15 protein-coding genes and 1 tRNA gene are annotated in these 14,785 nt (G+C 52.7%); 9 read left to right on the top strand and 7 right to left on the bottom strand.

The window, feature by feature from the left end:
- Positions 1-14 precede the first annotated feature (14 nt).
- The 4 genes from JW984_03750 (at position 15) to JW984_03735 (ending at position 3,209) form a co-directional block, all read left to right on the top strand.
- On the top strand, positions 15-1,154 hold the full coding sequence (locus JW984_03750) for a thiolase family protein (protein ID MBN1572291.1): 1,140 nt from the start codon (positions 15-17) through the stop codon (positions 1,152-1,154).
- Between the two features lie 5 nt (positions 1,155-1,159).
- Entirely contained in the window at positions 1,160-2,317 is a 1,158-nt protein-coding gene (locus tag JW984_03745; GenBank protein ID MBN1572290.1) for a thiolase family protein, read from the top strand.
- A 48-nt stretch (positions 2,318-2,365) separates the two neighbouring features.
- Entirely contained in the window at positions 2,366-2,806 is a 441-nt protein-coding gene (locus tag JW984_03740; GenBank protein MBN1572289.1) for a Zn-ribbon domain-containing OB-fold protein, read from the top strand.
- Between the two features lie 241 nt (positions 2,807-3,047).
- Positions 3,048-3,209 carry a hypothetical protein gene (locus tag JW984_03735; protein MBN1572288.1) on the top strand — a complete coding sequence of 54 codons (162 nt, stop codon included), beginning with the start codon at positions 3,048-3,050 and terminating at the stop codon, positions 3,207-3,209.
- A gap of 272 nt (positions 3,210-3,481) precedes the next feature.
- Here JW984_03735 and JW984_03730 read toward each other — a convergent pair whose 3' ends face one another.
- The 5 genes from JW984_03730 to JW984_03710 all read right to left on the bottom strand — a co-directional run bounded on the left by JW984_03730 (position 3,482) and on the right by JW984_03710 (position 7,071).
- The gene (locus JW984_03730; protein MBN1572287.1) at positions 3,482-4,084 is read right to left on the bottom strand and encodes a PAS domain S-box protein; all 603 of its coding nucleotides are present in this window, start codon (positions 4,082-4,084) and stop codon (positions 3,482-3,484) included.
- Between the two features lie 371 nt (positions 4,085-4,455).
- On the bottom strand, positions 4,456-5,493 hold the full coding sequence (locus JW984_03725; GenBank protein ID MBN1572286.1) for a hypothetical protein: 1,038 nt from the start codon (positions 5,491-5,493) through the stop codon (positions 4,456-4,458).
- A 13-nt stretch (positions 5,494-5,506) separates the two neighbouring features.
- Entirely contained in the window at positions 5,507-5,926 is a 420-nt protein-coding gene (locus tag JW984_03720) for a GNAT family N-acetyltransferase (GenBank protein MBN1572285.1), read from the bottom strand.
- 104 nt (positions 5,927-6,030) lie between these two features.
- Positions 6,031-6,489 (bottom strand): dual specificity protein phosphatase family protein, encoded by a 459-nt coding sequence (locus JW984_03715; GenBank protein ID MBN1572284.1) that lies wholly within the window; start codon positions 6,487-6,489, stop codon positions 6,031-6,033.
- Between the two features lie 18 nt (positions 6,490-6,507).
- Complete coding sequence (locus tag JW984_03710) at positions 6,508-7,071, bottom strand: HDIG domain-containing protein (GenBank protein MBN1572283.1); 564 nt, start codon at positions 7,069-7,071, stop codon at positions 6,508-6,510.
- Positions 7,072-7,188: 117 nt separating this feature from the next.
- Here JW984_03710 and carA point away from each other — a divergent pair, with 117 nt between their 5' ends.
- The 5 genes from carA to JW984_03685 all read left to right on the top strand — a co-directional run bounded on the left by carA (position 7,189) and on the right by JW984_03685 (position 13,148).
- Positions 7,189-8,334, top strand: a complete 1,146-nt coding sequence (carA, locus tag JW984_03705; GenBank protein MBN1572282.1) for a glutamine-hydrolyzing carbamoyl-phosphate synthase small subunit — start codon at positions 7,189-7,191, stop codon at positions 8,332-8,334.
- A gap of 1 nt (position 8,335) precedes the next feature.
- Positions 8,336-11,599, top strand: a complete 3,264-nt coding sequence (gene carB / locus JW984_03700) for a carbamoyl-phosphate synthase large subunit (protein ID MBN1572281.1) — start codon at positions 8,336-8,338, stop codon at positions 11,597-11,599.
- Between the two features lie 131 nt (positions 11,600-11,730).
- Entirely contained in the window at positions 11,731-11,904 is a 174-nt protein-coding gene (locus tag JW984_03695) for a hypothetical protein (GenBank protein ID MBN1572280.1), read from the top strand.
- A gap of 67 nt (positions 11,905-11,971) precedes the next feature.
- Positions 11,972-12,973: a zinc-ribbon domain-containing protein gene (locus tag JW984_03690; protein ID MBN1572279.1), complete on the top strand. Its 1,002-nt coding sequence runs from the start codon at positions 11,972-11,974 to the stop codon at positions 12,971-12,973.
- Between the two features lie 101 nt (positions 12,974-13,074).
- A tRNA-Gln gene (locus tag JW984_03685) sits at positions 13,075-13,148 on the top strand.
- Between the two features lie 394 nt (positions 13,149-13,542).
- Here JW984_03685 and JW984_03680 read toward each other — a convergent pair.
- Both JW984_03680 and JW984_03675 read right to left on the bottom strand, forming a co-directional pair.
- Positions 13,543-13,953 carry a hypothetical protein gene (locus JW984_03680; GenBank protein ID MBN1572278.1) on the bottom strand — a complete coding sequence of 137 codons (411 nt, stop codon included), beginning with the start codon at positions 13,951-13,953 and terminating at the stop codon, positions 13,543-13,545.
- Between the two features lie 92 nt (positions 13,954-14,045).
- Positions 14,046-14,675: an acyltransferase family protein gene (locus JW984_03675; protein MBN1572277.1), complete on the bottom strand. Its 630-nt coding sequence runs from the start codon at positions 14,673-14,675 to the stop codon at positions 14,046-14,048.
- Positions 14,676-14,785: the final 110 nt, after the last annotated feature.

Raw genomic sequence — 14,785 nt, 5'->3', positions numbered from 1 at the left:
GAAAAATGAAAGAAATTGAAAACATCGCCGTTGTCGGTGTCGGCCAGACGAAGATCGAGAGGAATAAGCTCGGCGATACCTTCGCAGATATGGTATACGAGGCTACCAAAAAGGCGCTTGACGACGCCGGCATGACCATGGACGATATCGATAACGTAATAACCACATCCAACGATTTCTGGGACGGCCGGACGATCTCGACGATGGCGGTAAACGACGCCTGCGGCGGCGGGCTCGCCAAGAACATGTCCGCCGTGGAGGGAGACGGCACCTTCTCCGCATTCTACGGGATGGCCAGAATCCTGTCGGGCGTATACGACACCACGCTCGTCGTCTCTCACGTAAAGGGATCGGAGTCGGAAAATGTCTTAATCACCAACGCGATTTTCGACCCGTTATACATGAGACCCATCGGCCTCGACTCCATCAACAGCTCGGCCCTGCAGATGCGTCGTTACATGACGAAATACGGTATAACCGAGGAGCAGTGTGCAAAGGTCTCCGTAAAAAACCATAAAAACGCCCTTAAAAATCCTTACGCCCAGATCGCCATGGACATCAGCGTGGACGACGTCCTTAATTCAAGGGTAATCTCGGACCCGTTAAAGCTCTACGACTGTTCGCCGGTATCGGATGCGGCGGCGGCGGTCATTCTTGCGGGGGGCGACAAGGCCAAAAAAGCCAAAAAGCCAGTATGGGTAAAGGGGGTATCTTACACCGCCGACGCATATTTTCTGGGAGACAGGGACCTGGCCGATGCCAGCGCCCTTGACAAGGCGGCCCTGGAGGCCTACGAAATGGCGGGGATCGAAGACCCCCTTAACGAGATTGACGTGGCCGAGGTGTACGACGCCTTCTCATACATGGAGCTCATGTGGTACGAGGGACTCGGCTTCTGCCCGCCGGGCGGCGGAGGAAAGCTGATCGACAAAGGGATAACCGAGATGGACGGGGACCTGCCGGTCAATCCGTCCGGGGGACTCCTCTCCGGCCACCCTGTGACGCCGGGGGGAATGATAAGGCTTATAGAGGCGGTCCTGCAGGTCAGGGGAGACGCCGGCGAGCACCAGGTCGACGGAGTCAAGACGGCCCTCGCCCACGGAATAAACGGCGCCTGCGGCCAATCACATTGTGTCTGGATAGTAGGGAGGTAAACGACATGGGTAAGAAAAGAACTGCAATAGTTGCCACGGGCCAGACCAATCACCGCTCGAGCCGTCTGGACGTGAACGGAATAGAACTGATTAACGAGGCGGTCGATCGCTGTCTTGAGGACGGCGAGCTTACCATCGACGACATCGACGCCGTGGTTATAGGAAACATGGACCACTTCGAGGGGATCAACTACGTGGACATGTGGAGCATCGACGGGACCGGCGGATTCATGAAGCCGGTGTTCAAGCTCACCACAGGAGGAACCACCGGCTCCACAGTGGGCCAGGCCGGTTACTACCTCACCGCCTCCGGGATGTTCGACAAGGTACTGGCGATCGGCTGGGAAAAAAACTCCGAGTCGGACACGACCGCCGCCATCACCACGGCCTTCGATCCGATCTGGGACAGATTGGTCTTCGCCGGGGCCATCGGGGGACTTGCCGTCGAGGCCATGCTGTACCTCCATACATACGGCGCCACCCAGGAGGACGCGGCGAGGGTTGCCGTAAGGGACAGAAAGCACGCCTGCAACAATCCCTACGCCCAACTCAGAAAGGAAATCACCGTCGAGGACGTGATGAACTCCCCGATGCTGTCTGATCCAATCAAGCTTCTGGACGTATGCCCAAGGACCGACGGGGCATGCGCCGTGGTCTACGCCACGGAGGAATACGCCGAGAAGATATGCCCGAAGCCGGCGTGGTTTCATGCAGGGGCGGTAAAACACCCCTACAACCTCCTGGGCGACACAGACCTGGTCGGGCTTCGCTCGATGGAGCTTGCGGCGAAGGAGGTGTACCAGAAGGCGGGAATCAAGGAGCCGTTGAAAGAGATCGACGTCATGGAGCTATACCTCCCCTACTCTTACGCCGGACTCTCCTGGATAGAGGCGATGGACCTCTGCAAGCCCGGAGGGGCGCCTAAACTTATCGCAGACGGCAAAACGGACATGGACGGCGAGCTTCCGATAAATCCGTCGGGAGGGGTTATCGCCACAAACTGCATCGGCGCGACCGCCCTCCTCAGGATGGCGGAGGCCGCAATTCAGATAATGGGCAAGGGCGGAGCGAGACAGGTCCCGGACGTGAAGACGGCCGTCGCCACGGGATTCGGAGGGTGTTTCTGGAGCGATATGACAGTTTTAAGAAGTACAAAACCGTAAATAGAGAGGAGGTCTTTTATGAGCAGCCAAGGAGTCGACCTCTTGACGATGCACTCCGGCGAAGGGGAACAGCCCTTCAACTACGCGGTAGGTGAATATGGAAGCAGATTCCTGACCGAGATCCGCGACAATAAAAAATTCATGGGCGTGAGGTGCCCTAAATGTAAAAAGGTCTACATCCCGCCGAGAAAGCTCTGCGGGCCCTGCTTCACCGAGATGGACGAGTGGGTGGAGGTGGCAAGCGAGGGAGTCCTCTACAGCTTCACGATCCTGCGCTTCGCCTTTCTCGATCCGGAGACCGGAGAGAAAAAGCCGGTTCCATACGGATATGCCTTCATCAAGCTCGACGGCGCGGACACCTGCTTCCAGCACTTCGTGGAGATAAAGGACGAGTCGAAGGTGAAGGTCGGGGCAAGGGTCAAGGCGATCTTCAAGGAGAAGAGAGAGGGAAAGATCGTCGACATCGAGCACTTTGTGGTGGTGGATTAGGGAAGATAGTTTGTTAGAATCCCCATGTCACTGAAAGTCTTGATATGTGATGAGTTAACAAATTACGAGTCATCGCCTTTCTTTTGAGATGGATAACGAGAAAGGGGGGTCGGTTCAAGGCCCCCTTTTTCGTTAAACGAGAAATACTTCCCCCAAAGATTTTTATGGAAGTGGAAAAATAACTAAAAGTGAGAGAAAGACGCCGTGGATACTCTGGCCGTTCGTCGCCCTCTGGAGGCTGTTGGCCGCGATTACCAAGCTCACCGGGAGGCTCGTCGCCGTGATCCTCGGCCTGGTCTTTATGATCGTCGGCGTTATCCTGTCCGCAACGATGGTCGGCGCCATAATCGGCATCCCCCTCCTGATTTTCGGGGTGCTGTTGATCATAAGGGGATTTTTTTAGGATTTTCAGTCCGCCCCGGTCACTAAAGGTGTCGACATAAGACGAGTCAATTATCGACGAATCTATATATTTCCCGCCAAGATGTATATTATAAAAGGAAGCCTCTTTTAGGCCCCCTTTTTATGTAAAACCTCCGCAAAATTTTTTACGAGGTTTTTTAAAGGATGTGCAACTCCCACGACAGCGTGAAGCCTCTCTCAACTTCAGCATGTTTATTGTATTTTCAGGGATAAAACGAATAAGCTCGTGGGAGTTGCATCTTTTCACCCGTTCTATTTACAATTCTTTATATCCTCGGATTGAAATTTGCCTATACAATCGGGGCAGAAGGCGTGAGTGAACTCCATCCCGAAATGTTGACCGAAATACTCCTCTATTCGCTTCCAATCGCCATTATCGTCCCTTATCTTTTTACAGTGAGAACAGATTGGCAGTAATCCCACAAGCTCTCCAACCTTGGAAAAAATCCCCATCAATTCTCTAATGAATATATCCTGTTCTTCTTCCACCCGTTTGCGATCGGTTATATCAACAACCATGGAACGAAACTCGGACGGCTTTCCGTTTTCATTTAAAATCGCATTCAACGAAATGTTCACCCAAATATGCGTTTTGTCGGATCTTTGCATCATAAGTTCCACATCACCAAAACCACCACCTCTTAAGATTTCGTTAAAGACCTTTACGGCCTTTGCCTTTCCCTCTATTGTATCCGCATAAAAATCGAATATCGACCGACCCATCATTTCATCCCTGGCATATCCGGTCAACTCTTCGGCTCGTCTGTTGCAAACACGTATGATGGAATCGGCCCCGAACGAGAAGTACGCATTCGGCGCATTTTCAAATAGATCAAAGAATTTGTCTTCGTTCATCGATTGTCCCAGTTTTTGTAACCCGACCACTTTCTCATTTTCCCGGTGTTTACAGAAATGTAAATATAATTATTATTTTTGTGTGATTTTAATGTGATTTTTTTATGATTTTTCTGTGATTTTTTTAAAGGGTAAAAATGAGAATACTACATTGCCATACTATATATAGGAAAAATACTGAGAGGTTATAATTGACTCCGGGATAGCGTTTGGGGTAAACGCAAGGTTCGAGGAAAAGATTAAAGCGATATTTAAAGATAAGCGCGAGGCGAAGCGCCGCCGCCCGTATTGTATATTGTATATTACAACCATCCCGTATATCGCCGTGACGGCTGTATATGAAGAGGTCGAGAGGACGGCCTTATCTGAGCCTAAGGCTTTGATGCGGGCCTGCTCGTAACCAAGTGGTAAATCAATATGGGGAGCATGACGACGCCGGGGGTAAGGGTAAAGGCGGATACCGCCGTGAGGGTTATGAAGGTCTCCCTGTCTCCTCCGCCACCGTAGGTGACGACGGCACCGATTAGGCAGAAGCCGCCGATCAGGAGAAGCGCCGCCACTATACCGACCAGCGTCCTCCTTGTGGCGTAGGTCGGCTGCGACGATCCTCCGATTCTTTTATTAGGATTGAAAACGAGCTCTTCAGGCACCGATTCGGTATCACCAACCTCCGAACCGTCTACTCGTTCAAGGGAATCGGAAACGACTCTAAATGTCTCAATGAACTGCCGGGCGATATCGGAGCCGAGCCCCCCCAAATCGAGTTGGCCGATGCTCCAGAAGAGGCCCCGCCGGTCCATGCTCAAAACACCGCCGTTCTCGTCCTGAAAATCGAGCAGCGCCCCCATCGCCTCTGCGCTCAGCCCCGAAGCCTTAAACGCCTCGTAGTCGGACTTCGGCACATAGAACGCCCGGGCGAACCTCTCCCCAACGCCCAAGTCCGACCTCACCTCCTGCCCCGTGGGATAGAGCCTGAACATCTTCTTTCGTCCCCCGCCCCCCTCAAAGGGCGAGAAGAACTCGGTCCTTGATGCCGTGTATCTGCCGGTAGGTGTGAAATAGAGCCTGATAGTAAGGGGCACCCTATCTATCCCGCCCGAGAGGGTTCTCCGGGCCGGGAACCTTACCGGCACCTCCTCGATCTCCCCCGACTCCATGAGGGAGTAATACTCCCCCTCCACGGCCGCCCCCGTCTCGTACTTGGGCTGCTTGGAGACCATGTAGATTATCGATGTGATCGTATAGAGTACGACGCCGACAAAGACCGAAATAACGCCGACGGCTATGACAAGCCCGGCGACTATCTTTTGGAGGGCCTCTGCCCTCGTCATCAAAAACGCCCCCAGGATCGAGACGGCAAATCCCGAAACGACGGCGACCGTAGAGAAAACTGCCGTGCGATTTCTCATAGACAAACCTTTATCATATATCCCTGCTCATAATAAAGAGCTCGCCGTCCCGCCTGAAGTACCCCCTCTTCTCGTAGAATCTCCACGCCTTGTTGTCGTTGTATATCATGAGGTGGAGCCTCTGGGCGCCGAGCTTTTTGAATTGACTTTCCAGCTCCTTCAACAGCAAAGTCCCTAGCCCCCTCCCCTGCATCTCCTTTTCGATCACGAAGTGGTAAACATACCCCCTCCTCCCGTCGAAGCCCCCGAGGGCCGTCCCTGCGATCTCACCGTTGATCTCGACGACGAGCGAAGTGTGGGGATTAAGATCGAGGAATTTTCCGATCTCCTCCCTCTCGTCCGCGCTCGACAGGCCGATTCCGGAAAACCCCTTCCAGAGGGCGATGACATGGTCGTAGTCATCGATTGACATCTCCCTGATCTCTGCTTTCAAGTCGTCCCTTTTCCTCACGGTTTTCCTTGAGCCCCGTCTTAATGGGTGAGAAGAAGCGATCCCGCCATTAAAATCGATCGACCCGCCCCGCCTTCCCCCAACCCTCATACGCTGTTTCTTTTTGCTACCCTCTCTTGTGCGATCTCCCTCTCCTTCTTCAAATAGTATTCCTGAACGGAGTTGTAGAGCGCCACGTGGGGCTGGGCGTCGGGTCGCTTTCGTTTGACCAGGTCCATGGCGTTTCTCAGGCTGAAGCCGCACTCGTGGAGATAGCAGAGGACTATGGTGGAAGAACGGCTGACTCCCATCAGACAGTGGACGAGGACCTTGCCGTGCCTGATGCGCGTGTGGATGAAGTCCACCGCGTCCCCGATGTGGGAGAGGTCCATCGCCTGTCCGTCGTCTATATTAACTTTATAGTAGTCAAAATAGTCGAGATCGGGCTCGAGGTGCGCCTCCTGGGCGACGTTCAGTATCGCGGTAATGCCGCTGTCTTTCAGTATTTGTTCGTTCTTGGCGTCTGAAAGGTCGCCTATGGCGAGCCTGTCGAGTATGAAATCCAACTTCTCTTTCCTCCTTTTTCAATCGGTCAATTCCAGCATCTTCACTAGATCATCCGGGTCTATCGGGATAACGTCAAATATCTTCCTTTCGATAATCAAGGTCAGCTCCATTGTCTTGTCGATCCTGTCGAATATCTCGTCGGAGTTCTTCCCGTAGCGGCGCCGTATGTCCGAAAAGCGATGGGAGAGCGTCACCACATCGTCGTGGGTAACTCTCTTGTCGGCGTAGTTGATTACCTCCGCCTCCGAGATCCGGCCGTTCTTGTCGTAACTGCGCAGACGGATGTGCTGCTCGACCAGATCGGCAACCTCGGGAAATCCGATCTCCCTCACCATCTTCCCCCCCAACATGCCGTGATGCTCCCCCGTCTCCATCGCCTTTACCTTCGCGATGTCGTGAAGGAGCGCCCCGGCGCTGATGAGATCATTGTCAAGCCTCGAATCTTCCTTGTCGAGCGCGGCGTTTACCTCTTCCGCGATGAAGAGGGCCACCCGCTCCACCGTAAGGCTGTGGCTGATGATGTGCTCCGGGACGTCATGCTCCCGAAGTATTTTAAGGCACTCGTCCCTCTTCGGTATCACTTGGGCCTCTTTAAAAAATCTTCCAATTATAAGCCATATTTTGACTCAAGTCCAGAATTAGACTTGAAATAAATTTAAAATTGCTATATATTTCTTTACTCAAGGAGTGTACAAAATATGAACAATGCGGCAATCGCCCTGGAGGACGGCACAATCTTCTACGGGAAGTCCTTCGGCGCCGACGGCATAAGGGACGGGGAGGTGGTCTTCAACACGTCGATGACCGGCTACCAGGAGATATTGACCGATCCCTCCTACAAGGGGCAGATCGTTACCATGACCTACCCGCAGATCGGAAACTACGGGACGAACTCCTTCGACAACGAATCGAAGAAGCCCCACGTGAGCGGATTTATCGTAAAGGACATCTCGCCGATAGTGAGCAACTTCCGTAGCGAGGAGAGCCTTGGCGCCTTTTTAAAGAGGCACAACATCATCGGCATACGAAATATCGACACGAGGGCATTGACCAGACACATCAGGACGGCGGGCGCCATGAAGTCGGTCATCTCCACCGTCGACCTCTCCCCCAAGATCATGGTTCAGAAGGCGAAGGACTCCCCCGGACTCATCGGGAGGGACCTCGTAAGCGAGGTGACCACCGAGGATACCTACGATTTCAAGAGGGAGCCCATAGATCTATCCACAGTTACGGGGGAAAGGCCGAAGGCGGAGAAGGACACGGGGCTTCTCGTGGTGGCCTACGACTACGGGATGAAGGACAACATCCTCTTTAACCTGACCTCCCTCGGGATAAGAGTGAAGGTAGTCAAGGCGTCCGCCCCGGCGGATATGGTTATGGAGTTCAAACCCGACGGGATATTTCTCTCCAACGGCCCGGGCGACCCGGAGGGCGTTCCATACGCCATAAACGAGATCAAGAAGCTGATCGAAAAGAAGGGTGCAAAGATTCCGATCTTCGGGATATGTCTGGGGCACCAGCTCCTCGCCCTGGCGCTGGGTGGAAAGACATACAAGCTGAAATTCGGACACAGAGGCGCAAACCAGCCGGTCAAGAACCTCGCAACGTCAAAGGTGGAGATAACCTCCCAGAACCACGGCTTTGCGGTCGAGGCCGAGTCCCTGCCTAAGGAGGCGGAGGTGACCCACATAAACCTCAACGACAACACGGTGGAGGGGCTGAGACACAGGGAGCTTCCCCTCTTTTCGGTGCAGTACCACCCGGAGGCTTCGCCCGGCCCCCACGATTCCAGGTACCTCTTTAGTAACTTTCTTGAAATGATGACGGAACACAGCCGATAATATGCCCAAAAGAACCGATATAAAGAAAATCCTGATCATCGGCTCCGGGCCTATCATCATAGGTCAGGCCTGCGAGTTCGACTACTCCGGCACCCAGGCCGTAAAGGCGTTGAAGGAGGAGGGATACGAGGTCGTCCTCGTCAACTCCAACCCGGCGACGATCATGACCGACCCGGAGTTCGCCCACGCAACCTACATCGAGCCGATAACGCCTGTGGTCGTCGAGAAGATAATCAAAGTGGAGCGCCCGGACTGTCTCCTTCCCACCCTCGGCGGACAGACGGGGCTCAACATCGCCGTCGACCTCCACCGCATGGGCGTCCTCGATAAATACAGCGTGGAGCTAATCGGCGCAAAGTTCGATGCGATAGAAAAGGCCGAAGACAGGGAGCTCTTCAAGGCGGCGATGAAGAGGATAGGCCTGAACCTGCCGGAGAGCGGCTATGCAAGAACCCTGGACGAGGCGAAGGAGGTACTCACAAAGGTCGGCTTTCCGAACATCATCCGCCCCTCCTACACCCTGGGCGGCACTGGGGGAAACATCGTCTACAACCTCGAGGAGTTCGAGGGCTTCGTCAGGTGGGGGATAGACCAAAGCCCCATTGGGCAAGTGCTGATAGAGGAGTCGGTTCTGGGGTGGAAGGAGTTCGAGCTTGAGGTCATGAGGGACACGGCCGACAACGTGGTCATCATCTGCTCCATAGAGAACTTCGATCCTATGGGTATCCACACCGGCGACTCGATAACCGTCGCCCCGGCCCAGACCCTGACCGACAAAGAGTACCAGATAATGAGGAACGCCTCGATAGCGATAATCAGGGAGATCGGGGTGGACACCGGCGGGAGCAACATCCAGTTCGCCGTAAACCCCGTAGACGGAAGGCTCGTGGTCATCGAGATGAACCCTAGGGTGTCGAGAAGCTCGGCCTTGGCCAGCAAGGCCACCGGCTTTCCGATCGCCAAGATAGCGGCGAAGCTCGCCGTGGGGCTTACGCTGGACGAGATCAGAAACGACATCACCAAGGAGACGCCCGCCTCCTTTGAACCGACGATAGACTACGTCGTCACTAAGATCCCCAGATTCACCTTCGAGAAGTTCCCCCAGTCGGAGCCGTACCTCACAACCCAGATGAAGTCGGTGGGAGAGGTAATGGCCATCGGGAGGACGTTCAGGGAATCGATTCAGAAGGCCCTGAACTCCCTCGAGACCGGCTACACCGGATTCAACGACCCCCTGACCGAGGAGGAGAGGAAGCTTACGAAAAAAGAGCGGAAGGACCTGATCCTGAGGAAGCTGGGCAATCCTAGCTCGGACAGGGTGCTCCTGATCGCCGAGGCCTTCCGCCAAAACATCTCCGTGGAAAAGGTTCACGAGGTCACGAAGATCGACCCCTGGTTTTTGACCAACATCTCCCAGATAGTCGAGATGGAGGACGAGCTTTTAGACCTCTCCGACCACATCGACGAGCTTGACCGGGAAAATTTTAAAAACATCCTGCTGGAGGCAAAGGAGTACGGTTTCTCCGACCTCAGGCTGTCGGAGCTTACAGGTATCGACCAGATTGAGATCAGGCGTATCAGGATGGATCACGGGGTCGCCTCCGTATTCAAAAGGGTGGACACCTGCGCCGCCGAGTTCGAGGCGTATACTCCCTACCTCTACTCCACCTACGAGACGGAGTGCGAGGCAAAGCCGACCGATAAGAAGAAGATAATGATCCTGGGGGGCGGGCCGAACCGCATAGGCCAGGGAATCGAGTTCGACTACTGCTGCGTCCACGGCTCCTTCGCTCTGGCTGAGGCCGGCTTCGAGACGATCATGGTAAACTGCAACCCGGAGACCGTCAGCACCGACTACGACACGTCCGACAGGCTCTACTTCGAGCCGCTGACCTTCGAGAACGTCCTGAACATCGTGGACACCGAGAGGCCGGACGGCGTGATCGTCCAGTTCGGCGGCCAGACGCCCCTCAAGCTCGCCGTGCCCCTCGAGAGGGCGGGAGTTCCCATCATCGGCACGTCGCCCGACTCCATCGACAGGGCCGAGGATAGGGAGAGATTCCAGGAACTTTTGAACAAACTGAAGCTGAAACAGCCGGACAACGGGATAGCCCGCTCCGTGGGGGAATCGATAGAAATCGCGAATAAGATCGGCTATCCGGTCTTGGTCAGACCCTCCTACGTCCTGGGGGGAAGGGCGATGGAGATAGTTCAGGACGAGGAAGACCTGAGAAACTACATGAGGCTTGCCGTCATGGCGAGCCCCGAGCACCCGGTATTGATCGACAAGTTTCTCTCCGACGCCCTGGAGCTCGACGTGGACGCCGTCTCGGACGGGGAGGAGGTCTTCATAGGCGGCGTCATGGAGCATATCGAGGAGGCGGGGGTACACTCCGGCGACAGCGGGATGAGCCTCCCCACGTACTCCGTCAAGGAAAACGTGGTCAAGGAGATAAAGAAGCAGACCAAAAAGCTCGCCCTGGAGCTTCAGGTCGTGGGGCTTATGAACGTCCAGTTCGCCGTTAAGAACGGGGAGATATATATCATCGAGGTGAACCCGAGGGCGAGCCGCACCGTCCCCTTCGTCAGCAAGGCGATAGGGATTCCGATGGCAAAGATCGCCGCGAGGGTCATGGCGGGCGAGAAGCTTAACACCTTCAACCTGCCGAAGGAGGTTATCCCGAAGCATATGTCGGTGAAGGAGTCGGTCTTTCCGTTCGCGAAATTCCCCGGGGTCGACACCCTTCTTGGCCCGGAGATGAAATCGACCGGCGAGGTCATGGGGATCGACACAAACTTCGCCCGGGCGTTCTATAAGGCACAGCTCGCTTGCGGCCTTGAGCTTCCACTCAAGGGAAACGTCTTTATCAGCGTAAAGGACAGCGACAAGGACAATGTGCTGGATGTTGCGAAAAAATTCTCCGACCTCGGCTTCGGCATCATCGCCACCACCGGCACACACAGGTTTTTGGTGGAAAACAAGATTAAGACCGAATTCGTATATAAATTGAAGGAAAAGATGCGTCCCGACGTCGTTGATAAAATAAAAAGCAATGAGATCCAGATGGTGATAAACACGACGACCGGGAAACAATCCATCAAAGACTCGAGCTACATCAGGAGGAACTCGCTCCTTGCCAACATCCCGGTCTTCACGACGATCCCTGGGGCGAGGGCCGCCGTTGAGGGCATTGAGAAGATCATCAAGGGGGATATCGAGGTAAAGTCGATTCAGGAGTATCATAAGGGATTGAAAAGGGTCTAAAGCGCTTCGATGCTTCGGGATGTCTTTCTCGGATGAGCCGCCGTTTATTAATCGGCTTTTTCAGGCCGTAAAATCACGGATCAAGGGAAGAAGCGGAAAGTCCATGATTTTTTCAATCGAGGAGGATTGAGGTGAAAATTGAAAAGTGGATAACGTCCGAGATACCGTTTCTGGTTCTCCTGACGTTTCTCCTTATGGGGATTATCGTCGAGGTTAAACTGAACCGCCTTGACCTGCTGACCGCAAATCTCCCCCTGATCTCGCTGATGATAATCTACCTCGCTTTCAGAAAGTGGGACATTTAGAATCACAGGTCTTTGGCTTAATAGAGGGCGCAACAGTAAATTTCGGAATATCTGTTTGGAGGGCGATATGGAAATACACTGTCCAAAATGCGACTTTAGGGGAAACATCAACGAGGAGAAAATCCCGGAGAGTGGCAAATATCTAAACTGCCCAAAATGCAAACACAGATTCTTGATCAAGAGACCGAAGCCGGGCATGGAAACTGTGACGGCGACCGTCGTATCGGCGCTTCCCCCGATAAGCAGCCAGGTCGTCAAGGATCCGGTAAAGATTGAGGTCCTCGACTCGGCGCTCGGCAGGGGGTGCAAGATCGAGATTCTGCAGTACGAAAAGATCGAGGGCTCGAAGGACATCGAAACGGCCGAGGCCCTCTATTACGCCAACAAGAGCGGCATCAAGCTCAAGCAGGTCAAGATTACGTTAGACAACGGCGAGGCGGTCGTCGAGGCGGGAGCCCTGCAGTATATGAAGGGCGACGTCGAAATGGAGTCCAAGCTGGAGGGGAGAAAGGCCCTCAAATCCAAATTTCTGGCCAAGGAGACCGCCTACAAGCCGAGGTACTCGGGCACGGGGGAGATATTCCTGGAGCCCTCCTTCGGCCACTACGTCATCTACAGGCTCAAAAACGAGTCCCTTGTAGTAAACAAGGGGATGTTCTACTGCTGCGAGGGAGCGGTCGACGTGGACGTGGTGAGGCTCAAAAACATCTCTGCTGTCCTCTTCGGCGGAGAGGGGCTGTTTCAGACGAAGCTCACCGGCACCGGAATCGCGGCACTGGAAAGCCCGGTGCCCCTAAGCGAGATCAAGAGGATAGACCTCATGGACCAAAAGCTCTCGATTGACGGCAATTTCGCATTGATGTGGACCGACAGCGTCGACTTTACCGTTCAGAGATCTACAAAGAGCCTGATTGGAAGCATAGCAGGCGGCGAAGGGCTTCTTCAGACCTTTAGGGGGACCGGGAGGGTGTGGATCGCGCCGACGGAATCGATATACAGGTGGATGAAAACTCAATCGGCCATATCTCAGGTTGCCCCCAGAAAGAGGGGACTAAATATAGAATTCTAAACTCGCAGTGACTTGTCTTAAAAAGATAAAAAGCCGCTTTATCCCACTTTAGTATTGACACGAGGTCTTTTTTTCAATAGTATTTTTATATTAGAAAAAATTGGGGGATCGTCTAGCGGCAGGACTGTGGACTCTGGATCCATCAACCAAGGTTCGAATCCTTGTCCCCCAGCCAGTAAGGTCAGGGGGTTGCGATATTTTCGTAACCCCCTTTTTATCAGGTGTGGGATAGATTACAGGATAATTATTGTCCTCAAGCCAGTAATACAGGGGATTGCGGGACTTGATATTTCAGCAATCCCTTTTTGTTTGTAATTCCCAAGTTTATTGGGAGCCCCTATTCCGTCATTCCCAACTTGACCGGAAATCTATCCTGTCATTCCCAACTTGATTGGGAATCCAGATTGATATCAATCCCTACATACGCAGGGACAGGCTGGATTCCCGCTTTCACGGGAATTACATATAATGCTGGATTCCCGCTTCCCAAGGGAATGACAGTATAGTTTTTTAAAGGAGGTTTTTCTTGGCCTTTGTGCGGTGACTATTTCGACACCATCTGAAAGCGATCAGTAGCCCAAAAGCCTATTGCGGAGCTTCTGATATTCATTGCAGGAATCGGCAAACAGGCTGTCGCAGCCGGCCCTCTCGCACGCCTTCTCGTAGTAATCCATCGCCTCGTTTTCATAGCCGAGCTGCACATAGCACCACGCTGTATTGGCGTATGGCTCCGGCAGGCACCTCTCTAACTCTATGGCCGACTTGAAATAATCTATAGCCCTCGAGTACTCCTTTTTGGCCATGTGGTTCTGGCCGTAGGTGAGATACTCCAGGTACTTACTGAAATAGGCGTCGTCCCCGTCGTACTTATGCTCCTGCCCCCACCTTATGGCGGCGGGTTTTGTGCATTTGCACTCCTCGGCGTGAGCGGCGGAAGCAAAGACAAAAAGAACGGCCAAAAACAAAACCGCCTTTTTCATTTTTCAATTCCTCTTAGTTTTCTTTCAACGTTTAGCAGAGAATGCCGATCAGTCAACAGGGGATCTCCTCCGGGGCGTAGATGTCATATTTATTAATTTGACAGAGTTTCTTGTTTTCCAAACTTGGCGTCATAGATTGACTTCCAATTTTCAATACTGAATCCATTCTCTATCAGACTACAGAATATAAAAAATAATGGAAAAAGTAAAGTCGTTAAGATAACGTCTGAAAACCCGTCTGCACCTATAGAGAGACCTATCAGGGAATAATAGAGCAAATGAAAAAGATAGATCGAATATGAGTATTTACCGAGGTTTTCAAAGATTTTTTGAAGGGGCAATTCTTTACTGTAATTAATTATATATAGACAAAAAAGGAAATAGAAAATAATAAGGATATACGATATTATGTAATTGGCAATCATCTGCTCGGACAATCCCCCCGTGTAAAAAAGAAATCTTTGGAATATATATAATATAGGATATAGCAGGAGAAATATGGGGGGTATTTTCAGGTTCTCAAATTTAACTCCGCACATAAACATACCCAAAGAAAAGAGATAAATATGCGAGGCTATAAATCCATAGTCATGTGCGTGCCTTGCCTTAATATGCAAGATATGAAAGTCGAGTATCTGCACAAGGAACAGTAGTATTGTAATTACGAGAAAAAAAATCCATTTCGGAGTTTTCTCCAATAAAAGGAATATCAACGGGGCCAAAATATAGCACTCCATGATAAAGGTAATGTGTAAAAGTCAAGCACCTTCCGTACAGTATGTCCTCTCGGGGCCGCCGATTTAGGCGGCTTCCTTTGGTATCTCGTTTCTTT

Source organism: Candidatus Zymogenus saltonus (assembly GCA_016929395.1).
In the GTDB taxonomy this organism is placed as follows: Bacteria; Desulfobacterota; Zymogenia; order Zymogenales; family Zymogenaceae; genus Zymogenus; species Zymogenus saltonus.
This window is presented reverse-complemented; position numbering and strand designations above follow the sequence as displayed.

Excerpts from the sequence above, each read along its gene's own strand:
- JW984_03690 (MBN1572279.1), top strand. The coding sequence starts at position 11,972 with ATGGAAATACACTGTCCAAAATGCGACTTTAGGGGAAACATCAACGAG.
- JW984_03730 (MBN1572287.1), bottom strand. The coding sequence starts at position 4,084 with ATGAACGAAGACAAATTCTTTGATCTATTTGAAAATGCGCCGAATGCG.
- carB (MBN1572281.1), top strand. The coding sequence starts at position 8,336 with ATGCCCAAAAGAACCGATATAAAGAAAATCCTGATCATCGGCTCCGGG.
- JW984_03740 (MBN1572289.1), top strand. The coding sequence starts at position 2,366 with ATGCACTCCGGCGAAGGGGAACAGCCCTTCAACTACGCGGTAGGTGAA.
- JW984_03745 (MBN1572290.1), top strand. The coding sequence starts at position 1,160 with ATGGGTAAGAAAAGAACTGCAATAGTTGCCACGGGCCAGACCAATCAC.
- JW984_03680 (MBN1572278.1), bottom strand. The coding sequence starts at position 13,953 with ATGAAAAAGGCGGTTTTGTTTTTGGCCGTTCTTTTTGTCTTTGCTTCC.
- carA (MBN1572282.1), top strand. The coding sequence starts at position 7,189 with ATGAACAATGCGGCAATCGCCCTGGAGGACGGCACAATCTTCTACGGG.
- JW984_03725 (MBN1572286.1), bottom strand. The coding sequence starts at position 5,493 with ATGAGAAATCGCACGGCAGTTTTCTCTACGGTCGCCGTCGTTTCGGGA.